Source organism: Hydrogenophaga sp. 2FB, assembly GCF_005503365.1.
GTDB lineage: Bacteria > Pseudomonadota > Gammaproteobacteria > Burkholderiales > Burkholderiaceae_C > Hydrogenophaga.
In genome coordinates, this window is the sequence record NZ_SCML01000057.1 from 1 (window position 1) to 20,349 (window position 20,349).

The window sequence follows — 20,349 nt, forward strand, 5'->3', positions numbered from 1 at the left end:
GTGGTGGGGGAGATCAGGCGGCGGCCCATTCGGGGCACACGCCCTCGCGGTTCCAGCCGTTGAGTGGGTTGCCTTCGGTGTCCACTTCGACGTAAACCGTTCGGGGCGTGTAGGGGAAGGTGATGGGCTGCTGGCTTCCACGGCCGGTGAAGCCCGTGCCGTTGGGTTCCAGGAAGACCACGGCATCGATGTCATAGGCCTGACCGTCGAACCGGTCCGCTTGCTTGAACACGCGGCCGCAGCGGTTGTTCTGCTGGCAGTACCCGTGGTCCACCCACTCGCCCGGATCGCCCGTGAGCGGCGCAACTGGCTCGTAGCGCAGCAACGTCTGGAGCAAGCCCGTCGCATAGCTGGCGCTGAAACCGCTGTGCCCCTGGGTGCCGAACACCAGCACCAGCTCGCGCATGTTCTTGGCCATGAGTTGCCCCATCTCATCGGTGCCGATGTGGGGCAGCTCACGGTCCGCGTGAGACAGCAGGTTGGACGGCTTCGCGCGCAGGATGCGCACGCACAAAGCGATGCGGGATTTCAAGTTCATGAGTGCTCCGGGTGGTGAGGGGAAAGGGTCAGGCGGCCACGCCTTGGGCCACGCCCTGGACGTGGCGCACGATGGCGGCGCAGATGCGGGGGAAGTCGCTCTCGCGATAGAGACGCGCGTTGCGCTCCACCGTGGCGGTGAAGCCGAGCGATTCGATGAAGTCGGCGGTGACGATGAAGCCCAAGCGGGTGTTGAGCTCGCCGAGTTTCACGGTGGGCTTCTCCAGCTCGATGTCGTCGTTGAGGTCGCAGAACACGCTGCGCTTGCCCTCGGGGGTCAGCATGATCGGCTCGCCGTTGTCCTTGAACGTCGTGGTGCTGTACATGGGTGCGCCGTTTTCGTAGGTATGCACAGCAGGCGTGGCCGCCACCTTGATGGCGTCTTGCGCCTTGCGCTCGGCCTCGGCTTCTTCCTCTGCGCGGCGCGCGGCGATCGCGTCCTGCTCAGCCTGGAACGCTGCTGCTTTCGCGTCCAGCTCGCGCTGCGCTTCGGCCAGGCGCTCGGCCTGCGCGCGGTTCTCGGCGGCAATGCGCTCGTTCTCCACGCGCTGCAGCTCGACTCGTGCCTCTTCGTCTTCGCGCGCCTTGGCCGCATCGAACATGGAGCGCATGGCGGCCAGGGTCTCGGCCTGGGCGGTGGCGGCCTCACCGGCGAACTCTTCCCAGGTGGCCGCGTCGGTCACCATGCGTTCGACCTGCTCGATACCGACGGCGATGCGAGCGGATGGCAGGCCCTGTGCCTTGCCCACGCATGCGCGGATCACGGCGAGCCGGTTCTGATGCACGGCCACGCGCTCGGCTTCGATTCGTTCGCGCTCGGCCTTCTCGGCGGCGCGTCGGGTTTCGTCGGCTCGGATCTGGGCATCGATCGGCTGTTCCAGCGCCTCGATCTCGGCGGTGATGCGTGCGGCCTCGGCGTCGATCTTCTTGCCGAACTCCAGCGCGGGCGCCTTGAATTCCTTGCGGCGCTTTTCCAGGCCGGTGCGCAAGGTGGTCAGCTCCAGGCGTGCGGCGCGCGCTTCCTTGTCGCCCTTCGTGGTGGTCATGTCGAAGGTGGCGCCGGTGTATTTCTCGCGCAGCGCGGCCAGGGCGGCCTCGGTTTTGCTGTACTGCACGAGCACGCCGCCGGCGTTGATCTCTGCGCGGTCGATCAAATCGATGGGGGTTTCAGTCGTCATGGTGGGGGCCTCAGAAGTCGAAGGTTTCAGGGATGCGTGCGGCCGCGGCGGCGCGCACAGGGGCAGCGCCAGGCAGCGCATGGGAGGTGGTGAACTCGGCGAGCACCTGGGCGTAGTACTGGCGGGCGGCCTTGATCTTTTCGACCATGGCGGCTTCGAGATCGCGGTCTCGCTCGACGGTCCAGGTGGTCAGGCGCATGTGCTCGGGGATGTGATCCACGAAGTGCATGGACGGTGGCTCGTAGCGCGTGAGGTGCTCCGGCGTCGTGATCAGCGCGTAGTTCACCTCCCAGCTGTCGGCATCCCAGAGCCACATGTAGCCGCGCATCTGCCACTCGTAGAGCTTGTCCACGCAGTCGACCAACGCGATCGGGAAGCTGGCGACAGACCACGAGCTTTTCAGGTCATGGCCGCGGCGCGCGCGAGCGTCGAACAGATCGCACTCGCCGGTGATCCAGGCATTCGATTTGCGCTCGGTGTTCTTCACCAGCGACAGGCCGCGCACCCGGTTCAACAGTGCGATGGACTCGGGCTCGACCAGGATGCCCTTCTCCATTTCCTTGCTGGAAACTTCGAAGTCCACACCGTAGATCGCCTGGGAAACGAGGCTGCGGACGTGGGTCTTCGCGCCCACCGACAGCGGGCCCTCGGCCTTCGTCCTGGGCTCGGTCATCAGCTTGCCGATGGAGCTGCAGCGGATCAGGAGGTCATGCATGGTTGCCTCCGCGATCTGCGGCCTGGGCTGCTGCGCGCATGGATGGGAAGTCCTTGTTCAAGCTGCTGCGCTGCTTCGCGGTCAACCCGCCCCACCATGCCGTGAGAGCCTTCATGCCACCCATAGCGGCATCGCGGCCGAACTCGACCATGGCCTCAAGCTCGCCTTCGCCTTGCTGCTCACTGCCGCGAGACTTCCGCATCTTGGATTCGTCGTCTTCGCCGCCGGTGGCAGTGCCGGTGATCGCCAGCAGCGACTGCCGTTTGAGGTAGCTCGCCGTGGTCTGCATGTTTTGCGTCGGGGTGTTTACCGACAGATCGCCTGGAGGGCCTTCAAGCTCCAGGGACTCCGTGTGCCCCTTGCGATGTTCCAGGTGGCATGTCACCCACACCCAGCCGACATCGTTTTCCACCCCATCGATCATCATCCGCTTGAGGCCGAACTTCTGGTCGTGACGGAAGCCGAAGCCGTGGCGCGACAGGGCGGGCGAAAGGCGACCAGTCACCTGGTCATACTCGGCTTGGTCGAATGAGCCGCCACGTCCACGGTCGACGTGCTTGGTCTTCGGGATGATGATGTTTTCACCACGGAACCCTGCAAAGTCTTCGCGGAATGCCTTGCGGGCTTCGTTTGCTTCCCAGCGCTCCTGCAGGTCCATCAGCTGTTTGAGCTTGTCCATGTCGGCGCCTTGCTGCACCGCCATCTGCAGGAGCAGGGCCGGCGTGGCCACTTGCTGCAGTGAAGCCGCGCTGGTCGGCTCTTTCATTTCAATCACGTCGTTCATGGCTTTCTCGGTGGTGGGTCAATAGGTGCGCCAAGCGGCGCGGATGGCTTTGCGCATGGCAGGCCAGAAGGGCATGCCGCTGCGGCGGTAGAAGGAAAGCAGGCGCAGGGTGATCACGAGAACCACCGCACCAGGCCGTAGAACAGGGAGAGGCCCAGCACCACGGCGGTGGTGACATCGCGGGCCTTCTCGGAACTCAGCACCTCCAGCGGGCCGGGCTTGCATCCCTTGCACCGCGGCGTGCGGTCCTGGCAAACACCCAACTGGTCACAGGTGCGAGCACGCGCTGGGCAATCGGCGCCGCGCGTGCACTGGCCGTAGTCGGAACAGCAATTCATGACGCCCTCGCTTTCAGCATGGCGTCGGCCATGCGGTATGCATGCTCGACAACACCGGTGACGCACCACGCTTGCCACTGCTCGACCGAAAGCGTCTGGTCGGCACGGTCTCCATAGCGCTGGTCATCCGGCACCGCCAACATTCCCTGCATCGCCTTCGCCGCGAAGTAGTCGCGCAGCGTCATGCCGAAAGCGTGGGTGTTTGGGTCGTGCATGGGCGGAAAGGCTGGCCCGCCGTTGTCGGGGGCGCTCATGACACGCTCCCGGCGGCCTTGGCGATGGCGGCGCGATACCGCTCAACGTCAGCGGGGTTGATCTGGTCAAAGAATCGAACCACGTGCTGCAACTGCTTCAGCAGATCAGGAGCTGCGGCGATCAGGAGCTTGTCGGCCTCACGCTGGGCGACCTCAAGGGCATAGCGCTCGTCCTGACCCTCGTAGCGCTGGACGCTGTGTGTGTGTGCGATGTATCCGCCACGGTCACGGACGCCAGATTCAGTCGGCCACCAGGGCGCCGGTGTGTGCTGCGCGCTCGGACCGGTCCACTGCTCGCGCTCGGCTGCCAGCGCAGCCCGCACGAAGGATTGAGCGGTGTGCGGCGCGCTCACGGCGTCACCTCGCACGACAGAACTTCCAACGACTCGCACAGCTCCGGCAGGTGCGCTTCCTGGGCCTTGCATGCCAGCGTGTCCAGCACCTGACCGATGTAAGCCGGGGTCACCAGCGCGAATGGCGTGTGCTGGATGGCCGCACACGCGGCGTTGATGTGGTGTTCGTAGGCCTCAGCGTTCGCTGCAGCGCGCTCAGCGTCCAGCGCGTCGTCGACCTGCTGCGGGGTGAGCCGGGGCCAGCTCTCCCTGCGCTCCACGTTGTCGATTTGCATCTGCTCTCTCCGTTGCGGCTCCGATGTGGAGCCGATGGAGATAATTTACCCAAGGGTAATGAAACAGTCAATACCTGCAGGTAAACTTTTTTGAGATCGAGGAAACCGTGGACAAAAAAAGCCCGCTCGGGGCGGGCTTGGATGGGAGGTCGGGAGGTTGTGCGCTATTTCGAGGGCGCAGGATTTGGAGCAGGTGCCTGCGGCAGGGCCGGGATCTGGATCACTATGGGCGGTGGACTTGCCGAAGCCGGCGCCTTTGGGGTCGCGTTGTTCAGCACGAATGACATTACCGTTATGCCGGCCACACCCAAGCCCGCAGCGGTGCCCACGACCCACTTGATCAAGTTGTTCATGGCGTCAGAGACATCAGCCTTGGTGGCCGTCTGATCAATCCGAGTTTCGATGCGAGTCAGCCTGTCGCGCGTGTCCTGCGCGAATTCTTCAAGCTTGATGACGCGGGCTTCCATGCCGTCCATGTTACCCCCATCGCCTCCGCTTGGAGGCTCTTGGGGTTCAAAGGAGGGCTCGATCTCTTGGCCCGTGGTGATGTTGTGGACGCCCATCAGTCCACCGTATCGCTCAGTTCCATGTAGCCACAGGTAGGGCAGACCCACACAGCGCAGCGGAACTGGAGTTGACCAGAGCTGTACCCCTGCAGATCAGCCTCGCCTGAGCGCAAATGGTTGTTCAATGACCAAGAGCGCCCGGATTTTTCGAGGAGGCCATGGCCGTAGCGGCAACTCCTCGTCACCTCTTGGTACCTGTGGCGAAGAAGCCCAGCGAGTTTGTTCGTCGATTGATCTGCCATGCTCAATTTCCTTTGGTTCGAAGTTGTCGCCAGTCCCAAGGTGGCAAGGGGGCTTTGTCTCCCCACAGCCCAACGCGCGCGGCACGCGCTCCATCCTGCTCCCGAGCCACGGCGGGGTCAGTCAGGTACTTTGTGTAGGCCCAGGCCATGCCAGCGCGCACCTGCTGCAGGTTGGCGTCCTGACCCTTGCACTCCACGCGCGCCACGGTGCGGCCGTAACGGTCCCTCGTGGTGGGCCTGATGGTTGCCACCTGCTGGAAGCAAAGCTCGGCCAAGTTCTGGCGGCTGCGGTTGCCGAACGGCTGCGCCTTCTCAGGAGCGTCGATCTCGGCCAGCCGTACCTTCACCTGTTCATAGGCGCCGGGATCGCCACAGCGCGCGGTGAGGGTGTCGCCATCCGCGATTGCCACGACCAGGCAGAACAGGGCGGCTGCACCCACCTGTCAGCTCGTGCGAATCACCAGCTCGCGCGGCTCTGGCCAGTCATTGGGACGCCCCCACTTCACCAGCCGTCCGTTGTGAAAGTAGAACCACAGCTGGTCCTGCTCAAGCCGGCCGCCGACGCCGGTCCAGTAGTTGTGCGAGAGCTCCATGGCCTCCACCTGCTGGCCTCCGATGGCCGTCTGCCCTCTGGTGACCATGTCGGGGAACAGGGTGCGCAGCTGCGGCTTAGTCATGCCCAGCGACACCTCGTCAAGTTGTCGGGCGTATTCCTTGGTGATAGGGGAATAGCTCAGGCTGTAGATGTGGTTTGCGCAGCCCGTTAGGGCGGCCAGAAGGGCGGCGGCAGCAATGATCGTTCGCATGTTCGTGTCCCAAGATCAATCGCGGCGCGCAGGCCACATGGTGAAGGCCAAATACCAGAGAGTGGCGATGTTCACCAAAGGAATGTGCAGCGCAATCGAGAGAGCCGGATGGTGTCCAGTCTTGCCCACAATCCGCCAAAGCGGCCAGGCAACGACCACGATGTAGATCAACACCACCAACCAATGCCAGATTGAAAAACTGCCCAAGATGAGTCTCCTTAAAAAACTGTCCGATGCAGCTAGAACTGCTCGCTTTTCCAGACGGTGAGCACCTTGCCCAGCACCTCGAAATCCATGGTCTTCTGGTCGATGTCAAAGGGATCGTAGTCGGGGTTCTTCGACTTGGCGCGCAGCACCAGTCCCGTGGCGGTGGGGATGCGCTGCAGGGCCTTGATGAAACCATGGTCCCCCACCCGAAAGAAGAACACCGCGTCCGTGTCCACCACCTTGACGCCGCGGTCCACGAGCAGCGGATCGCCCGGGTTGAACATCGGCCGCATGGACGGCCCGAAGCCGGTGACGATGCAAAGGTTCTCGATCGCCGAGTAGCTGCGCACATTGAGGCGCAGCCAGTCATGGTCCACGCGCCAGCTCTTGATCACTCCGGGTTGATCGTCCAGCAAAAGACGGCCAGCGCCCATTCCGCCGCCGACCTCGAATTGCCGAATCTCCACGTCATCGCCTTGTATTTTGTATTGCGCCACCGTCTCTTGCACGCTGTGCACGAGACGGATGCCCTTGGCGGGCACTTCGTCCATCCAGCCCTCGGGTTTCTTTGCCCCGTGCTCGAGCTTGCGTGCCGTCACCTCGCCAATGTTCTTGTAGCCATCGTCGCCAGGTTCCCTGAGCGCGCGGCTGATGTAGCTCGCCGCCACGCCTGAGCTGCGGGACAGCTCTGCAGCTGACAGCACCGTCAATAGCTCGCGAAGTTTCGCCCTTCGGCGATCGAAAACGTCCATGCGATTGAAGTTACCAGAGGGTAATTTACCGTTGGGTATTGACTTTCGATTACCCATGGGTAAACTTTCCCGCATGGACTTCAAAACCTTCTTCACCAATCTGCCCGTCGCCGAGCGCGAATCCTTCGCACAACAGGCGGGGACCAGCAGGGGTTACTGCAACCAGGTCGCCTACGCCAACAAGCAGATCGAGCTGGGCATGGCCGACGTGTTTGTTGCTCTCGGCGGTGGCCACCTGAATCTGGACGAGTTGCCGCTGACCGATCGTGCCTCCGCCCAGCGCGTCATCCGGGAGCGTGTTGCAGAACCCGCAGCCGGCAGCGTCGCACCCCAGCCCGCCACCACAGGCCAGAGCTGATCCATTCACATCACGAGCGCGATTCGAGTTCATGACTTGGATCGTGCTTTTTATTTGCCCGAAAGGGGTAGTCAAGTGGCGTCAAAACAATTGAGTCCGGTTGAGCAGGGTGAGCTGGCGCTGTCGCGTCGAGCACCTGCCAACGACATGCCGATCGAGCTGGTGCGCCGGCAAAAGACCGGCGCGGCCGCGTTCGCACTGGCCTGCCAGTCGTCTGGTTTGGAAGACAAAGAGATCTATCTGGCGATCGGCGTGGATGCCGGTTACTTCTCCCGCATAAAGGCCGGCACCGCGACCCTGCAGGCCGACCTCGTGCCGTTCTTCTGCGACGTCGTGGGCAACCGCATTTATCCGGAGTGGCAGGCGTTCCAGGTGGGCTGCACGCTGGTGCAGATCCAGTCCGAGGCAGAGCGCCGTGCGGATGCAGCCGAGCGCCGCGCCGCCGAAGCCGAGCTCAAGGTTCGCGTGCTGATGGAAACCTTCCACGCGAGGGCAGCCGCATGACCACATCTATCTACTGGCCAGGCACGCGCATTGTGCGCAGCCGCGGCAACGGCTTTGACCTCGCCGCGCGCCGCGCCCAGGGCCCTGGCATCTTTGCCACGCCCGCCGAGCAGGTGAAGGCCACGGCCTACCTGCGCGGGGTGGCGAACGGCCAGGCATCGCGGGCGAAGCAGCCGGGCCCGGCGCCTGACCACAGCCACCCCGTGATGCCGAACCTGAGCAACCGCGCCACGAGCCAGCTGAAGAAGGGCCCGGCCCCGATCAGCCTGGCCAAACAACGAGGTGCGGCATGAACGCGCCAGAGCCGGTACGCCAGCCTCTGAGCGACGAAGAGGTCGACCTGCACATCAGCGATTGCGGGCGCCGCATGGTGGCTGCGATGGCCGCAGGGGACCGCCCTGATGCTGACCAATGGCGCGAGCGCATGTATGAGGCGATCAACAGCCGCACGCCAGAGCACCGGGCCCGCATGACCGCGCGCATCGACTCGGCCATCTGGTTCCAGAGCGAGGAAGCGCTGGCGATGGGGAAGGCGCCCTGATGGCCGACTGGATCAAGATGCGCAGCAGCCTGCTGACCAATCCACGGGTCACGCGCATGGCTCGGGTGCTCTTGCAAGACCCCGAATACCTCGCCTGGATGTACTCCGGGCGTGACGTCACGCGTGACGAGAGCGTGACGAAGCGTGACGTTTCGGTCGTCACACGCATTGTCGTCGGAGGCCTTTTGCCGGTCTGGTCGATGGTGAATGAGACCGCAGCGCGTGACGGTGTCGTGCGTCACGCGTCGTCACACGAAGTCGACGACGCGGCAGGAATCCCCGGTTTCTTCCGGGCGTTGGCCGCTGTTGAATGGGCCGAGGAATTGCCCGATGGATCGGGCGTTCGGTTCAACAACTTCGAGGAACACAACAGCCCGCAGAAGGAGCGGTCACTAACCGGGAAGTCTGGTGCGGAGCGCACAAAAGAGTACCGGGAGCGCAAGAAGCAAGGGCTGTCCGGCGTGACGAATGGTGACGCTGGAAGTGACGAGCTGCGTGACGTCACCGTGACGTCACAGCGTGACGACAGAGAAGAGAAGAAGAGAGAAGAGAAGAAAGACTCTCTTACGTCGTCAGCCAAGCTGCCGACCTGCCCGACGCAGTCCTTGATCGACCTGTATCACGAGATGCTGCCCGACCTGCCGCAGGTCAGGCTGGCGACAAAGGACCGCACACGGGCCCTGGCCAAGGCCTGGACCTTTGCCCTGCAGTCCAGGCGTGCCGATGGCTCACGCCGTGCCGAGACCTCCGAGCAGGCCGTGCAGTGGTTCCGCGACTACTTCGCTCGCGCTGGACAAAACGATTTCCTGATGGGCCGCACGCCGCGCAGCGGTGAACACGCGAACTGGCGCTGCGACCTCGACTTCCTCCTGACCGATCGCGGCATGAAGCACGTGATCGAGAAAACCCTGGACCCAGCATGAACATGAACGAACCCGAGGACTTCCTGGCCGACCCCGAGGCCGCCGCGCTGCGCGTGCCGCCGCACTCCATCGAAGCCGAAGCCAGTGTGCTGGGCGGGCTGTTGCTCGACAACGGGGCCTGGGAGCGGGTGGGCGATCTGGTGACCGAATCCGACTTCTACCGCAGCGAGCACCGCTTGCTGTTCGGCACCATCGCCGCGCTGGTGAACTCGCTCAAGCCCGCCGACGTGATCACCGTCTTCGAGCGGCTGCGCGACCAGGGGCAGGCGGACAAGGCCGGCGGCCTGGTCTACATCAACGAGCTGGCCCAGCACCGTCTCAGCACCGCGAACATGCGCCGCTACGCCGAGATCGTGCGGGAGAAGGCATTGCTGCGCCGCATGGTGGAACTTAGCGACGAGATCGCCACGAGCGCCTTCAACCCCGGCGACCGCACCGCCACCGATCTGTTGGACCATGCGCAGCAGGTGTTCGTTGGCCTGGGAGACCAGGGCGCGCCTCGCGACGATTGGCAGGACAGCAACGACGGCATGGTGTCGCTGATCGACCGCATCCAGGCGCAGGCGGACGGCGAGGGACAGTCCAACTTCGTGTCGACCGGCCTGGCCGAACTCGACGAACTACTCAACGGTGGATTCCGGGAGGGGCACCTGATCGCGCTGGGTGGCCGCCCAAGCATGGGCAAGACCGCGCTGGCCATGAGCATCGGCAACACCTTCGCCGAGGCCGGACACGCGGTGGGCATGCTGTCGATGGAGATGCCGCGCACCGAGGTGCACGAGCGCCGCATGTCCATGGTGTCGCAGATCCACCTGAGCCGCATCCAGCGCGGCGAGCGCTTGCGGGACTTCGACTGGCCCAGGCTCACCGGTGCCAGCGAGCGCATCCGCAGCACGCCGTTCTACACCAGCGACCAGACAGGCCTGAACATCAACCAGGTGCGCGCCAAGGCCCGCGCGCTCAAGCGCCGTCACGGACTGCGCCTGCTGATCGTCGACTACCTGGGTCTGATGGCCGGGACCGACCACAAGGCGCCGCGCGCGTACCAGCTCGACGAGATCACCAAGGGTCTCAAGGCCCTCGCCAAGGAACTGAGCATCACGGTGTTGATGCTGGCCCAGGTCGGTCGAGAAGTGGAGAAGCGGCCCGACCAGCGCCCGTTGATGTCCGACTTCCGCGACAGCGGATCGGTGGAGCAGGACGCTGATGTGTGCATGTTCGTCTACCGGGAGTGCCGCGCGAAGCCTGGCCTGCCCAAGGAATGGGACTACATCGCCGAGCTGATCGTGCCCAAGCAGCGCGGCGGTTCTGCCGGCAAGGTCGAGGTGATGTACGTGGGCGAAAACACCCTGTTCAAGGACTGGCCCGAGGACCAGCCGAAGCCGGAATCCCGGGTGCGCGTGCAAGGGGGTGGTCTGTGATCGTGCTCGGAATCGACCCAGGATTGACGGGCGCATGCGCTGTGCTCGGCCACAACGGCCTGCTGGCCGTCTTCGATCTCCCAACCATGGAGATACCCGGCGTAGGCCCGAAGGCGCTGGTGAAACGCAAGGTAGACGGCCTGGCACTGCGCCGCCGCATCCTGGAACTCTGCCCCGCCGATGAGCCAATCGCCGCGGTGGTGGAAGCCGTCGGGACCATGGGCGGCAAGGACAACAGCGTGCAGACGCAGGGCTCGCTGCTGCGCACGCTCGGCGCCGTTGAATGCGTGCTCGAGTGCTTGAGCCTCACGGTGGACTACGCCCACCCCCAGACCTGGAAACGCTTCTTCGGCCTGATCGATCCGAAGCTGAGCGCCACCGAGCGCAAGGCCAAGGCGCTGCACATGGCCCGCACGCTGTACCCGGGCTGCCCCGACATCGCCCGCGCCAAGGACCACAACCGCGCCGAGTCGATCCTGATCGCGCACTGGCAGATGAGGAGCACCGCATGAAGATCGAAACCATTGGATCCGCCACCCTGTACCTGGGTGACAGCCTGCAGGTGCTGCAAAGCCTAGCGGCCGGTACCGCCGACGCGGTGATCACCGACCCGCCGTATTCCAGCGGCGGCGCGTTCCGCGGCGACCGTGCGCAAGACACGAAGACCAAGTACTTGAGCAGCGACAGCGGCAACCACGAGAAAACCCAGAACTTCGGAGGCGACAACCGCGACCAGCGCGCGTTCCACTTCTGGTCTGCACTCTGGGCGGCCGAGGCGCTGCGCGCAAGCGCACCAGGCGCGCCGGCTCTGTTCTTCACCGACTGGCGACAGCTTCCCATCTCCACTGACTACCTGCAGGCCGGCGGCTGGGTGTGGCGTGGCGTCGTTCCCTGGGCGAAGAAAAGCACACGGCCGCAGATGGGGCGCTTCTCTGCCCAATGCGAATACGTGGTGTGGGGCAGCGCCGGTCCGATGCCGGTCGAGCGCGAGGTCGGGTGTCTCCCGGGCTTCTACGAGTTTCAGGCGCCGCAGGACCGCGAGCACATCACCCAGAAGCCGGTGGAACTCATGGGCGCCATGGTTGAGATCTGCAGGCCGGGCGGTCTGGTGCTGGATCCGTTCATGGGCAGCGGAACCACCGGCGTGGCCGCCATGCAGCTGGGCCGCAAGTTCATCGGCATCGAGCAGAACCCCGAGTACTTCGAAATCTCATGCCGACGCATTCGCGAGGCGATGGAGGCGGGGCGCATGTTTGAGCAGCAGCTGCAGGAGCAAGGCGACCTGCTGGGAGCAGACGCATGAAGCCCGCCGACTTCGACCTGCAGCACACCGACATTCCCCAGCCCAAAGAGCTGGACGAAGAGATCGCTACCCACGACTGGCCGCTGCCACCGGTGAAGCCGTGGGCACCGCTGCCCGATCGGCCGGTCTCCCTGTGGACGCAGATCCGGGAATCCAAGCTGCTGCGGGGGCGCTCATGAGCAAAGTCGTCATCATCAAAAACGACCAGGGCCGCCTGGAAGGCATCGACCTGCAGGGCCAGCGCGCGTACCAGAAGTGGCGCCGCCTGGTCACTGACCTGCCCGTGGGTCAGACGCTCAGCTTCAGCTACCGCATGCCGCGCAGCCCGGCGCACCACCGGTTGTTCTTCGCGAAGCTCAACAGCCTGCTGGCGCGTACCGAGGCGTTCACCGAGTTGGACAAGCTGCGCTACTGGATCGTCATGGGTGCGGGCTATTTCGACCTGGTGCCCGGGTTCGACGGCAAGCCCAACGCCATCCCGCGCTCGCTCGACTTCGAATCGATGGACGAAGTGGAGTTCGGCGAGCTGCACCGCCAGGTCGACAGCTTCCTGTGGGGACCGCGCGCCCAGCAAACCCTCTGGCCCCACCTCGACGAAGAAGGCCGGTACCGGTGCGTCGAGAGCTTTCTGCGGGAATTCGAGTGATGCCATCCCAATCAACCACCCACGCAAAGGACCACCCGTGTACGCATACAACCGCTTGACCGACAACGACCGCCATTTCGGACCCATCGACATCGGCGAGCGCGGCGACAGCTGGCGCCCGCTTGGCATCACCATCAAGTCCGGGGACGAAGAGAACTCAGGTTGTGCCCTCTACCTGCGCGCACTCGGCTGGACCGTGCGGGTGCGCCTGCCGGCCGTGGTCAAACCGTGGCGCACGAAGATTCAAGCCACTTACTGGGACGCGGCGACCATCGAGCGCATGGGCCGCGACTGGTACTGGGACATCCACCCGCGCGAATACGGCTTCCAACTGAGCGATGGATTCCTGCAGGTGTTTCTCGGCGCGCAGACACACGACAGCACTACCACCCAAAGCTGGTCGAAGTTTCTCCCCTGGACGCAACTGCGCCACATCCGCACCAGCTACTACGACGGCGACGGCAGGCATTTCTGGACGGAATGGAGCCGGCCGCGAGGCTTCACATTTCGCGATCAATGGGCATCCACGCAGGCCGCAAAGAAGGCCTGCCCGACCGCCGTTTTCGAATTTGATGACTACGACGGCAAGCGCATTCGAGCGACCTGTCGCGTGGAAGAGCGCGAGTACAGGCACGGCGAAGGCTGGTTCAAATGGCTCTCGCTGTTCCGCAGTCGCCGAATCTGCCGGTCGCTTAGCCTCGAATTCAGCGAGGAAGTCGGGCCAGAAAAAGGTTCGTGGAAGGGTGGCACGACGGGCCACGGCATCGACATGCTGCCGGACGAATCTCCCGAGGCCGCATTCCGACGCTACTGCGAGCAGGAACACCGGGACAAGAACGGCCGCTACCGCATCACCTACGTCGGGCGCGTGGAGGGCTGATGCAAAGCAAGAATAAAAAGGCCCCCACGGTCGCCGAAGCCGCATACATCCGCTACGTGGCGGTCCAGCCTTGCGCGGTGTGCGACGAAGGTGGAGGCGAAGCCGACCCATCTGAAGTCCACGAGATCGAACAGGGCAACTGGTGGCTCTCCATCGCCCTGTGCGGCGGGTGCCATCGCGGCCCACTCAACGGCCTGCACGGCCAACGCCAGATGTGGAAGCTGAAGAAGCTGGACGAGCAGCAAGCCCTGGCCATCACCATCCGCCGGGTGTTCCTGGCAGCGAGGGGCGCCCACTGATGACAGCAGCGATCTCGATCGAATGCCGCGCACAGCTTGAAGCGTTGGGCCTGTGGCCCCTCGTGTCGGTTGCGCTCGCCCGGTCGAGGTCATCCCGCGAGCGTGCCCACCGCAGCCTGAAGGCCTGCCGCGAGGACATGAACACATCCCGCCAGATGGAGCTGCAGTTCGACGCGCCCGCCCAACCCGCAAAGGCAGAGCCGGCCATCCTGAAGATCACCGCACGCCCAATCCCCAGGCCCATGGACGTGGACAGCATCCCGATCGGCTCAACCGTCCGAACACCTACCGGCGCACTCGCCGAGGTACTGGCATACCGTGGCGGCCGTCGCATTGGGGGAGGGCAGAAGGACGATCACGAGCGCCTCTTCTGTCGCTACATCACCGCAAAGAACCGCCGATTCGGCACCCTGCTCATCAAGCCCGAGCTTGTCGAAGTAGTACCAAAGGAAGAAACCCATGAGTCGTGACCGGACCAAACCACACATAGCACTGCACGGTGCGTGGTGGAGATGCTCTTCCTGCGAAAGCGTAATGAGCCGGCTCGTCCGTTGGCCGGCGCTGCCCTTTTGGTACGTGGGTGAGGGTTCAACGCCGGCCGAGGCCTACAAGAACTGGGAAAAGGTGAAACATGGGACGTAAGGCCGCAACGAAAGCGACGCCAGAAAAAGAAGCGAACGACCTGGCCATGCTGACTTTCCTGTCTGCGCTGGCTGACGGCGCCACGGTCGGAGAGGCAACGACCGAGGCGGGAATCAACCGCGCGACGGCGTACCGCTGGAAGGAAAGCGATGCCGAGTTCGCCGCGGCCTGGGATGAATCGCTGGAGGAGGGCACAGAGCTGCTGGAGCGCGAGGCGGTGCGCCGGGCCGTGCATGGGGTGGAAGAGCCTGTCGTGTACCAGGGCCAGCTCACGCCGATCTATGAGCACAACCCGGACGGCACGCTGCGCATGGTGGAAACGCGCGAGCGCAACGCCGCGGGCCGCATGGTGACGGTGCAGAAGCCTGTGCAGGCCGTGGACGCCGAGGGCAACCCGCGATTCCTGACCATCCGCAAGCCCAGCGACACGCTGATGATCTTCATGCTGAAGAGCCGGCGCCCGAACACCTACAGGGAGCGCGGCAGCATCGACCACACGAGCGGAGGCAAGCCACTGGCGCCGGCCGTAGCAGCTGGTGGCGTGCTGGTGGTGCCGGGGATCATGGCCGACGCTGCGGCATGGACGAAGGCGGTCAGCGACGCCACGCCGGCCGATGAGAAAGGCGGAGCATGAGCCGCCTCAACATCCGCTGCTGCTGTCAGCCCGAGAAGGTTTTGGGCTCGCTGCCGTGGTCCGGCTGGCCCGCCAATCAAAACGGTCTGTACCGCCGCTTCCTGCTGGAGCCGACAGGGGAGCTAAACCCGTGCTCGCGTCTTGAGACCGTGGTCGTCGAGATCAGGCGTTTCTACGAACCCGACGCACCCGAGAAAGAGTGGGCGATCTACGGTGACGACAGGCCCATCGAGTTCTGGCAGCGCATACGCGGCTACCTGCCGCCCCAGCAGCCCGGCCTGCGTGGATGATCCTGCCCCCACCGCTGCCCCCAATCGCCTGGAAGCCGCACCCCGGAAGCCAGACGCTGTTCCTCGCCTGCCCGGTGTTCGAATGCCTGTACGAGGGCACGCGCGGCCCAGGCAAGACCGATGCCCTGCTGATGTCCTTCGCCCAGTTCGTGGGCCGCGGTTTTGGCGCAGAGTGGCGCGGCATCCTGTTCCGGGAGACCTACAAGCAGCTGGCCGACGTGGTGAAGAAGAGCAAGCGGTGGTTCCGCAAGTTCTTCCCCAACGCCCGCTTCCTGGAGAGCCACGCGGACTACAAATGGATCTTCCCGGGCGGCGAAGAGCTGCTGCTGCGCGTGGGCGTGAAGGAAGACGACTACTGGGACTACCACGGCCATGAATACCCGTGGATCGGCTTCGAAGAGCTGACCAACTGGCGCGACCTGAACTTCTTCGAGATGATGCAGTCGTGTTGCCGCAGCTCGGTGCCGGGTATGCCGCGCATGGTGCGCGCCACGTGCAATCCCTACGGGCGCGGGCATGCGGCAGTGAAAGAGCGGTATCGCCTGGGCCGCATGGGCGTGCCACCTGGAACCATCATGCGCGACGGTGCCACGGGCCGCGAGCGCACCTATGTGCATGGCGACATCCGCGAGAACACCACGCTCCTGGCCAGCGATCCGGATTACATGGCGACGCTGGAGGGCACGAAAGACCCGAACCGGCGCAAGGCCTGGCTGTATGGCGATTGGGACATCCACATCGGCGCGTTCTTGGAGGGCGCCTGGGATGCCGAGAAACACATCGTCAAGCCATTTGTCATCCCCGCGCACTGGAAGCTGTGGCAGGCCATGGACTGGGGATATGCCAAGCCCTACGCCGTCGGCTGGTTCGCCAAGGACCCAGAGGGCAAGACCTACCTCTGGCGCGAGCTGTACGGCATCGCCAAGGACGACAAGGGCCGCATGCTGGCCAACACCGGCACCAAGGAAACGCCCGACAAGGTGGCCGCCCGGATCCTGGCACGCGAGGCGCACGACTCGCGGCTGGGCTACGACATCAGCCTGCGCCTGACCGGGCCCGACCTCTTCGCGAAGGGCGGCGCGCAGTACGGGGCACAGAACACCCACAGCCAGACCTTCCGCCGCGCGGGCCTCAACTTCCGCCCGTGGTGGGCGGGCCCAGGCAGCCGCAAGGCCGGCGCCATGCTGGTGAAGCAGGCGCTGGAGCTGGACGAGCTGGCCATCTTCGCCAGCTGCGAGCACACCATCCGCACGGTGCCTTCCATCGAGCCGGACCCGGATGACCCGGACGACGTCGACACCGAGGCCGAGGACCACGCCTTCGACATGCTCAAGGCCGGGCTCATGCGGCGCACCGCCACACCGAGCGCGAAGGACGCCAACGACAGCCCAGATCCGGCCACGGCAGGCGGTGCCAGGGTGCTGGAGGACGGCCGCCACGAGGTCGCGCGCTGATCACTTTTCGGCGTGTCCAAGGGCGTCGCGGCCCACAGTTCCGCCGAACTGATCAGGACCATCGCCATGCAGCAACCCCTTGACGCTCCACCGCCCAGCGTGAACCCCGCCTCGATGGAGGCGCCCAACCAGACCAGCACCGATCCACAGGCCGACCCTCTGGTGAAGACCTGGATGAACCGCGTGCGTGCGTCCGAAAAGCACTGGAGCACCTTCCACAAGCGCGTCGCCCACAACCGCAAGCTGGTGCGTGGCATCGACGACACGGCCGATGCCGACACTCCTGCGTACAACAAGCAGCGCGCCAACCTGATCGCCTCGACGATCTCCGTCGTGCTGTCCAAGGTCTACGCCAAGAACCCGGAGATGTCGGGCGAGCCCACGAACAAGTCGCGCCCGCTGCGCCTGTTTGCCGACACCGTGAGCACGGTCACCCAGACCACTCTGGAAGATGCCAAGCTCAAGCAGAAGGCCAAGCGCGCGGTGAAGGCGGCCATGACCTGCAGCTTTGGTGTCGTCAAGGGTCAGTGGCAGCGCGACATGAAAGTTGACCCGATCATCAAGGCGAGGATCGAAGACACCCAGGACAACCTGGCACACATCGATTCCCTGTTGGCCGAGATCGAAGACCCGGAGCAGCGCGGTGACCAAGAGGCGAAGAAGCGAGAGCTGGAGCAGGCAATCGCTGGCCTGGAAGCGAAGCGCGAGGTGGTCGCCGCCGAGGGCTTCGTAATCGACATGGTGCGCACCGAGCGCCTGTTGCCCGATGAGGCCGTTGAGGACATTTGGGACTACGCGTCCGGCGACTGGTTGATTGAGAAGATCCCGATGCGCAAGTCGAAGGCGCGAGGGCAATTCCCCGATGTGGCAGACCTGATTGACCGCGCCACCACGTTCAAAGTTGGCAAGGACATGACGGACGACACGCCGCGCCGCGGCATGTACGCCGGTGCCACGTTGGTCGCTGGTGGCGATGACCCCATGGTGATGGTGTACGAGGCCTGGAGCAAGGTCGACAACACGGTCTACACCATGATTGCAGGCATCGAATCGAGGTTCGCACGCCAGCCCTACCACCCCGAGCGCCTGGGCGAGCGCTGGTATCCCTATTTCCTCCTGCCGTTCCAGTCGGTCGACGGCGAGTTCGTTGCGCAGAGCATGGTTGACGTGCTGGAGAAGCTGCAGGACGAACACAACGAGACGCGCGACAAGTTCGCCGAGGTGCGCCGCAACGTCCGCCCCCACTTCATCGCAAGCGCCGCCGCCAATGAGAAGTCGCTCCGCAAGGTGGTGATCCCGGGAATCGGGGAGGTGGTGACGCTCGACACGGGCGACCTTCCCATCGACCAATTCCTCAAGCAGGGAACTCAGCTAACGATCGACCCCGCGGTGTATGACACCAGTCCGATTCGCAACGACTGGGAGATGGTGTCAGGCCTGCAGGACGCCGCGCGCTCCGTGGTGGTGCAGGCCAAGACCGCCACCGAGGCGGCCATTTCCGACCAGTCGCTCGCCGCGCGCGTGGCCGAGTTCCGCGACCAGATCGAGGACTGGCTCACCGAGATCGCGCAGTTCGCCAGCGAGGTGTGCCTGCTGTCCATGACGCCGGCCATGGTGGAAACCATCATGGGCCCGAACCCGCCACCGCCCGAGCCGCCGAATCCAATCTTGGCGATCGCCAGCCAGGCGATGGGCACGCCGATGCCGCCGACAGAGCCGCCCCAACCGCCGGCCTACGAGTGGCCCAAGCAGTCCACGCCGGACACGGTCTTCAACCTGATCAACATGAAGATCCGGGCCGGCTCCACCGCCGCGCCGAACAAGCTCCAGGCGCAGGAGACGTGGACGCGCGCGCTGCCGCTTATTCGCGAGATGGTGATGGCCATCCGCCAGATCGACTCCATGGGCGGCGACAGCGAGCCCGAGCGCGAGCTGGTGCGCGAGACCGCTGCGCGCTTCGACGAGACCATCGACGTCGACCGATTCCTTCCGCCCAAGCCAGCGCCGCAGATGGCAGCGCCAGCGCCTGGGCTTCCCCCGATTCCCGGTGCACAGCCGGGCATGCCGATGCCGGGCGGCCCAGTCCCGGCCACTCCTGCCACCCTGCAGTAGGACACCATGATCATTCACAAACTCATCCGACGATTCTTTAACGACGAACCCGGCGCGGCTGGCGGCGGCTCCGCTGCTCCACCGCCAGCACCGGCCCCGGAAGCCGAGGCGCCCGCTGCCGCGCCGGCAGAAGCGACTGCAGCCGCACCCGCTCCCGCTCCTGACGCCGCCGCCGACCCCTTCGAAGGCCTGGGCACGCTGCTCGATGCCGTAGGCACAGATGAAGCCGGAGCACCTGCAGCTGCTCCTGCGCCAGCTGTAGCACCTGCTGCCCCGGCCGCGCCTGCGCCTGCACCAGTGGCCGCCGCGCCGGTCGCCCCTCCTGCTCCCGCCGCACCCGGCCAGGTGGACCTCACGCCGCCTGAGAACATGAGCGAGCGCGCGAAAGCACGCTGGGCCGATCTCACGGAGCGCGTGAAGGTGGTGCCAGAGCTGGAGCGCCGAGCCACCGAAGCCACCCAGCAACTCGACAGCGTTCGCCGCATGGTCACCGACAGCGGCCTGGCGCCCGAGGAGTTCGGCACCGTGCTCAACCTGGGCAAGCTGTACAAGTCCAACGACCCGAAGGACCTGCAGACCGCGCTGCAGCAGATCGAAGGCCTGCGCGCAGACATTGCCACGCGCCTGGGCACCGAGGTGGCCGGCATTGACCTGCTGGCCCAGCACCCGGACCTGAAGCAGCGCGTGGAGGGCATGACGCTGTCGCGCGAGGACGCGCTGGAGATGGTCCGCCTGCGCACGCAGAACCAGACGGCCCAGCGCTCGCAGGACCAGAGCCGCGAGTTCCAGCAGTTCCAGGTCACGGTGCAACAGGCGGCCCAGCAGATGGATGCAACGCTCGAGCAGCGCAAGCACCAGCCGGGGCACGAGGCCAAGGTGGCGTTCATCAAGGGCCAGCTGGCCGACCCGGTGAAGCTGCAGCAGTTCGTGACGACGTACGAGCCGCACCAATGGCAGGCGGCCGTGCTGATGATGTACGACGCCTTCAGCCCGCCGGCAGCGCCTGCACCTGCGGCAGCGCCATCTCCGCAGCCGCTGCGCCCCGGCAACGTGTCCAGCGGCGCGCGGATCGCCACGCAGCCCACGAACGCCATGGACGCGGTCCAGAGCGCGTTCGCAGCCGCGGGCCTGTGATCGCGCAGGCCGCCCGCGTCACTTTTTGGCCGGGCGGCTTGACACGCGGCCGACACTCCGTCCCGCAGTCGCAGCAGAGGTAAGTCGTGAGCCGGGTTCGCAGCCGGCACCTCAGATGCGACGCACACGCCGGGGAATGTCGCATGTACGAAGGGTTCGCGTCCTTCAGCACCTTGCAGGTGCCGTCCACTAGGTTGAAGC

Annotated in this window: 31 protein-coding genes; 18 read left to right on the forward strand and 13 right to left on the reverse strand. The window is 64.9% G+C overall.

The window, feature by feature from the left end:
• Positions 1 to 13 precede the first annotated feature (13 nt).
• The 13 genes from FFS09_RS25020 to FFS09_RS25080 all read right to left on the reverse strand — a co-directional run bounded on the left by FFS09_RS25020 (position 14) and on the right by FFS09_RS25080 (position 6,959).
• Entirely contained in the window at positions 14 to 538 is a 525-nt protein-coding gene (locus tag FFS09_RS25020) for a hypothetical protein (protein ID WP_137921658.1), read from the reverse strand.
• Between the two features lie 28 nt (positions 539 to 566).
• On the reverse strand, positions 567 to 1,715 hold the full coding sequence (locus FFS09_RS25025; RefSeq protein ID WP_171020174.1) for a DUF1351 domain-containing protein: 1,149 nt from the start codon (positions 1,713 to 1,715) through the stop codon (positions 567 to 569).
• 10 nt (positions 1,716 to 1,725) lie between these two features.
• A complete protein-coding gene (locus FFS09_RS25030) occupies positions 1,726 to 2,430 on the reverse strand; it encodes a hypothetical protein (protein WP_252374513.1) in 705 nt (234 codons plus the stop codon).
• Positions 2,423 to 3,214: an ERF family protein gene (locus tag FFS09_RS25035; RefSeq protein WP_137921660.1), complete on the reverse strand. Its 792-nt coding sequence runs from the start codon at positions 3,212 to 3,214 to the stop codon at positions 2,423 to 2,425. The genes FFS09_RS25030 and FFS09_RS25035 overlap by 8 nt, the downstream gene beginning before the upstream one ends.
• A gap of 113 nt (positions 3,215 to 3,327) precedes the next feature.
• Positions 3,328 to 3,552 (reverse strand): hypothetical protein, encoded by a 225-nt coding sequence (locus tag FFS09_RS25040; protein ID WP_137921661.1) that lies wholly within the window; start codon positions 3,550 to 3,552, stop codon positions 3,328 to 3,330.
• Positions 3,549 to 3,806: a hypothetical protein gene (locus FFS09_RS25045; RefSeq protein WP_137921662.1), complete on the reverse strand. Its 258-nt coding sequence runs from the start codon at positions 3,804 to 3,806 to the stop codon at positions 3,549 to 3,551. Before FFS09_RS25045 ends, FFS09_RS25040 begins: the two co-directional genes overlap by 4 nt.
• Complete coding sequence (locus FFS09_RS25050; RefSeq protein ID WP_137921663.1) at positions 3,803 to 4,159, reverse strand: XkdD/Y8K6 family phage-associated protein; 357 nt, start codon at positions 4,157 to 4,159, stop codon at positions 3,803 to 3,805. Before FFS09_RS25050 ends, FFS09_RS25045 begins: the two co-directional genes overlap by 4 nt.
• Entirely contained in the window at positions 4,156 to 4,434 is a 279-nt protein-coding gene (locus FFS09_RS25055; protein ID WP_137921664.1) for a hypothetical protein, read from the reverse strand. Before FFS09_RS25055 ends, FFS09_RS25050 begins: the two co-directional genes overlap by 4 nt.
• Positions 4,435 to 4,598: 164 nt before the next feature.
• Positions 4,599 to 4,910 carry a hypothetical protein gene (locus tag FFS09_RS25060; protein WP_137921665.1) on the reverse strand — a complete coding sequence of 104 codons (312 nt, stop codon included), beginning with the start codon at positions 4,908 to 4,910 and terminating at the stop codon, positions 4,599 to 4,601.
• A gap of 334 nt (positions 4,911 to 5,244) precedes the next feature.
• On the reverse strand, positions 5,245 to 5,682 hold the full coding sequence (locus FFS09_RS25065; protein WP_137921666.1) for a thermonuclease family protein: 438 nt from the start codon (positions 5,680 to 5,682) through the stop codon (positions 5,245 to 5,247).
• Positions 5,683 to 5,685: 3 nt separating this feature from the next.
• Positions 5,686 to 6,048, reverse strand: a complete 363-nt coding sequence (locus FFS09_RS25070) for a hypothetical protein (RefSeq protein ID WP_137921667.1) — start codon at positions 6,046 to 6,048, stop codon at positions 5,686 to 5,688.
• 15 nt (positions 6,049 to 6,063) lie between these two features.
• Positions 6,064 to 6,255 carry a hypothetical protein gene (locus FFS09_RS25075; RefSeq protein WP_137921668.1) on the reverse strand — a complete coding sequence of 64 codons (192 nt, stop codon included), beginning with the start codon at positions 6,253 to 6,255 and terminating at the stop codon, positions 6,064 to 6,066.
• Positions 6,256 to 6,287: 32 nt separating this feature from the next.
• Positions 6,288 to 6,959 carry a S24 family peptidase gene (locus FFS09_RS25080; protein WP_252374514.1) on the reverse strand — a complete coding sequence of 224 codons (672 nt, stop codon included), beginning with the start codon at positions 6,957 to 6,959 and terminating at the stop codon, positions 6,288 to 6,290.
• A gap of 121 nt (positions 6,960 to 7,080) precedes the next feature.
• On the opposite strand from FFS09_RS25080, the gene FFS09_RS25085 reads away from it, so the two are divergent.
• The 18 genes from FFS09_RS25085 to FFS09_RS30930 all read left to right on the forward strand — a co-directional run bounded on the left by FFS09_RS25085 (position 7,081) and on the right by FFS09_RS30930 (position 20,148).
• Positions 7,081 to 7,365 carry a hypothetical protein gene (locus FFS09_RS25085; protein WP_137921669.1) on the forward strand — a complete coding sequence of 95 codons (285 nt, stop codon included), beginning with the start codon at positions 7,081 to 7,083 and terminating at the stop codon, positions 7,363 to 7,365.
• A gap of 75 nt (positions 7,366 to 7,440) precedes the next feature.
• The gene (locus tag FFS09_RS25090) at positions 7,441 to 7,869 is read left to right on the forward strand and encodes a transcriptional regulator (RefSeq protein ID WP_252374515.1); all 429 of its coding nucleotides are present in this window, start codon (positions 7,441 to 7,443) and stop codon (positions 7,867 to 7,869) included.
• Positions 7,866 to 8,162 carry a hypothetical protein gene (locus FFS09_RS25095; protein WP_137921670.1) on the forward strand — a complete coding sequence of 99 codons (297 nt, stop codon included), beginning with the start codon at positions 7,866 to 7,868 and terminating at the stop codon, positions 8,160 to 8,162. Before FFS09_RS25090 ends, FFS09_RS25095 begins: the two co-directional genes overlap by 4 nt.
• Positions 8,159 to 8,410, forward strand: a complete 252-nt coding sequence (locus FFS09_RS25100; protein WP_137921671.1) for a hypothetical protein — start codon at positions 8,159 to 8,161, stop codon at positions 8,408 to 8,410. Before FFS09_RS25095 ends, FFS09_RS25100 begins: the two co-directional genes overlap by 4 nt.
• On the forward strand, positions 8,410 to 9,333 hold the full coding sequence (locus FFS09_RS25105; RefSeq protein ID WP_137921672.1) for a hypothetical protein: 924 nt from the start codon (positions 8,410 to 8,412) through the stop codon (positions 9,331 to 9,333). The genes FFS09_RS25100 and FFS09_RS25105 overlap by 1 nt, the downstream gene beginning before the upstream one ends.
• Positions 9,330 to 10,754 (forward strand): replicative DNA helicase, encoded by a 1,425-nt coding sequence (gene dnaB, locus FFS09_RS25110; protein ID WP_137921673.1) that lies wholly within the window; start codon positions 9,330 to 9,332, stop codon positions 10,752 to 10,754. Before FFS09_RS25105 ends, dnaB begins: the two co-directional genes overlap by 4 nt.
• Entirely contained in the window at positions 10,751 to 11,266 is a 516-nt protein-coding gene (locus tag FFS09_RS25115) for a RuvC family protein (RefSeq protein ID WP_137921674.1), read from the forward strand. Before dnaB ends, FFS09_RS25115 begins: the two co-directional genes overlap by 4 nt.
• Positions 11,263 to 12,057 carry a DNA-methyltransferase gene (locus FFS09_RS25120; protein ID WP_137921675.1) on the forward strand — a complete coding sequence of 265 codons (795 nt, stop codon included), beginning with the start codon at positions 11,263 to 11,265 and terminating at the stop codon, positions 12,055 to 12,057. Before FFS09_RS25115 ends, FFS09_RS25120 begins: the two co-directional genes overlap by 4 nt.
• A complete protein-coding gene (locus FFS09_RS25125) occupies positions 12,054 to 12,236 on the forward strand; it encodes a hypothetical protein (protein WP_137921676.1) in 183 nt (60 codons plus the stop codon). Before FFS09_RS25120 ends, FFS09_RS25125 begins: the two co-directional genes overlap by 4 nt.
• A complete protein-coding gene (locus FFS09_RS25130; protein ID WP_137921677.1) occupies positions 12,233 to 12,703 on the forward strand; it encodes a DUF1367 family protein in 471 nt (156 codons plus the stop codon). Before FFS09_RS25125 ends, FFS09_RS25130 begins: the two co-directional genes overlap by 4 nt.
• Before the next feature lie 37 nt (positions 12,704 to 12,740).
• A complete protein-coding gene (locus FFS09_RS25135) occupies positions 12,741 to 13,583 on the forward strand; it encodes a hypothetical protein (protein ID WP_137921678.1) in 843 nt (280 codons plus the stop codon).
• Complete coding sequence (locus FFS09_RS25140) at positions 13,583 to 13,882, forward strand: hypothetical protein (RefSeq protein ID WP_252374516.1); 300 nt, start codon at positions 13,583 to 13,585, stop codon at positions 13,880 to 13,882. The genes FFS09_RS25135 and FFS09_RS25140 overlap by 1 nt, the downstream gene beginning before the upstream one ends.
• Positions 13,882 to 14,352 carry a hypothetical protein gene (locus FFS09_RS25145; RefSeq protein ID WP_137921679.1) on the forward strand — a complete coding sequence of 157 codons (471 nt, stop codon included), beginning with the start codon at positions 13,882 to 13,884 and terminating at the stop codon, positions 14,350 to 14,352. The genes FFS09_RS25140 and FFS09_RS25145 overlap by 1 nt, the downstream gene beginning before the upstream one ends.
• Before the next feature lie 218 nt (positions 14,353 to 14,570).
• Positions 14,571 to 15,158: a hypothetical protein gene (locus FFS09_RS25150; RefSeq protein ID WP_137921680.1), complete on the forward strand. Its 588-nt coding sequence runs from the start codon at positions 14,571 to 14,573 to the stop codon at positions 15,156 to 15,158.
• On the forward strand, positions 15,155 to 15,448 hold the full coding sequence (locus FFS09_RS25155) for a hypothetical protein (RefSeq protein ID WP_137921681.1): 294 nt from the start codon (positions 15,155 to 15,157) through the stop codon (positions 15,446 to 15,448). Before FFS09_RS25150 ends, FFS09_RS25155 begins: the two co-directional genes overlap by 4 nt.
• A complete protein-coding gene (locus FFS09_RS25160) occupies positions 15,445 to 16,902 on the forward strand; it encodes a terminase large subunit domain-containing protein (RefSeq protein WP_137921682.1) in 1,458 nt (485 codons plus the stop codon). Before FFS09_RS25155 ends, FFS09_RS25160 begins: the two co-directional genes overlap by 4 nt.
• Positions 16,903 to 16,968: 66 nt before the next feature.
• Positions 16,969 to 19,014, forward strand: coding sequence for a hypothetical protein (locus tag FFS09_RS25165; RefSeq protein ID WP_137921683.1), 2,046 nt, complete (start codon positions 16,969 to 16,971; stop codon positions 19,012 to 19,014).
• A gap of 6 nt (positions 19,015 to 19,020) precedes the next feature.
• Positions 19,021 to 20,148 carry a hypothetical protein gene (locus tag FFS09_RS30930; protein ID WP_212745153.1) on the forward strand — a complete coding sequence of 376 codons (1,128 nt, stop codon included), beginning with the start codon at positions 19,021 to 19,023 and terminating at the stop codon, positions 20,146 to 20,148.
• Positions 20,149 to 20,349 lie beyond the last annotated feature (201 nt).

Bases quoted from the DNA above. Each gene is read 5' to 3' on its own strand.
- FFS09_RS25025 (WP_171020174.1), bottom strand. From the start codon at position 1,715: ATGACGACTGAAACCCCCATCGATTTGATCGACCGCGCAGAGATCAAC.
- FFS09_RS25040 (WP_137921661.1), bottom strand. From the start codon at position 3,552: ATGAATTGCTGTTCCGACTACGGCCAGTGCACGCGCGGCGCCGATTGC.
- FFS09_RS25145 (WP_137921679.1), top strand. From the start codon at position 13,882: ATGACAGCAGCGATCTCGATCGAATGCCGCGCACAGCTTGAAGCGTTG.
- dnaB (WP_137921673.1), top strand. From the start codon at position 9,330: ATGAACATGAACGAACCCGAGGACTTCCTGGCCGACCCCGAGGCCGCC.
- FFS09_RS25150 (WP_137921680.1), top strand. From the start codon at position 14,571: ATGCTGACTTTCCTGTCTGCGCTGGCTGACGGCGCCACGGTCGGAGAG.
- FFS09_RS25160 (WP_137921682.1), top strand. From the start codon at position 15,445: ATGATCCTGCCCCCACCGCTGCCCCCAATCGCCTGGAAGCCGCACCCC.
- FFS09_RS25130 (WP_137921677.1), top strand. From the start codon at position 12,233: ATGAGCAAAGTCGTCATCATCAAAAACGACCAGGGCCGCCTGGAAGGC.
- FFS09_RS25030 (WP_252374513.1), bottom strand. From the start codon at position 2,430: ATGCATGACCTCCTGATCCGCTGCAGCTCCATCGGCAAGCTGATGACC.
- FFS09_RS25140 (WP_252374516.1), top strand. From the start codon at position 13,583: ATGCAAAGCAAGAATAAAAAGGCCCCCACGGTCGCCGAAGCCGCATAC.
- FFS09_RS25020 (WP_137921658.1), bottom strand. From the start codon at position 538: ATGAACTTGAAATCCCGCATCGCTTTGTGCGTGCGCATCCTGCGCGCG.
- FFS09_RS25035 (WP_137921660.1), bottom strand. From the start codon at position 3,214: ATGAACGACGTGATTGAAATGAAAGAGCCGACCAGCGCGGCTTCACTG.
- FFS09_RS25060 (WP_137921665.1), bottom strand. From the start codon at position 4,910: ATGGACGGCATGGAAGCCCGCGTCATCAAGCTTGAAGAATTCGCGCAG.
- FFS09_RS25155 (WP_137921681.1), top strand. From the start codon at position 15,155: ATGAGCCGCCTCAACATCCGCTGCTGCTGTCAGCCCGAGAAGGTTTTG.
- FFS09_RS25095 (WP_137921670.1), top strand. From the start codon at position 7,866: ATGACCACATCTATCTACTGGCCAGGCACGCGCATTGTGCGCAGCCGC.
- FFS09_RS25055 (WP_137921664.1), bottom strand. From the start codon at position 4,434: ATGCAAATCGACAACGTGGAGCGCAGGGAGAGCTGGCCCCGGCTCACC.
- FFS09_RS25120 (WP_137921675.1), top strand. From the start codon at position 11,263: ATGAAGATCGAAACCATTGGATCCGCCACCCTGTACCTGGGTGACAGC.
- FFS09_RS25070 (WP_137921667.1), bottom strand. From the start codon at position 6,048: ATGCGAACGATCATTGCTGCCGCCGCCCTTCTGGCCGCCCTAACGGGC.
- FFS09_RS25045 (WP_137921662.1), bottom strand. From the start codon at position 3,806: ATGAGCGCCCCCGACAACGGCGGGCCAGCCTTTCCGCCCATGCACGAC.
- FFS09_RS25100 (WP_137921671.1), top strand. From the start codon at position 8,159: ATGAACGCGCCAGAGCCGGTACGCCAGCCTCTGAGCGACGAAGAGGTC.
- FFS09_RS25165 (WP_137921683.1), top strand. From the start codon at position 16,969: ATGCAGCAACCCCTTGACGCTCCACCGCCCAGCGTGAACCCCGCCTCG.
- FFS09_RS25125 (WP_137921676.1), top strand. From the start codon at position 12,054: ATGAAGCCCGCCGACTTCGACCTGCAGCACACCGACATTCCCCAGCCC.
- FFS09_RS30930 (WP_212745153.1), top strand. From the start codon at position 19,021: ATGATCATTCACAAACTCATCCGACGATTCTTTAACGACGAACCCGGC.
- FFS09_RS25105 (WP_137921672.1), top strand. From the start codon at position 8,410: ATGGCCGACTGGATCAAGATGCGCAGCAGCCTGCTGACCAATCCACGG.
- FFS09_RS25085 (WP_137921669.1), top strand. From the start codon at position 7,081: ATGGACTTCAAAACCTTCTTCACCAATCTGCCCGTCGCCGAGCGCGAA.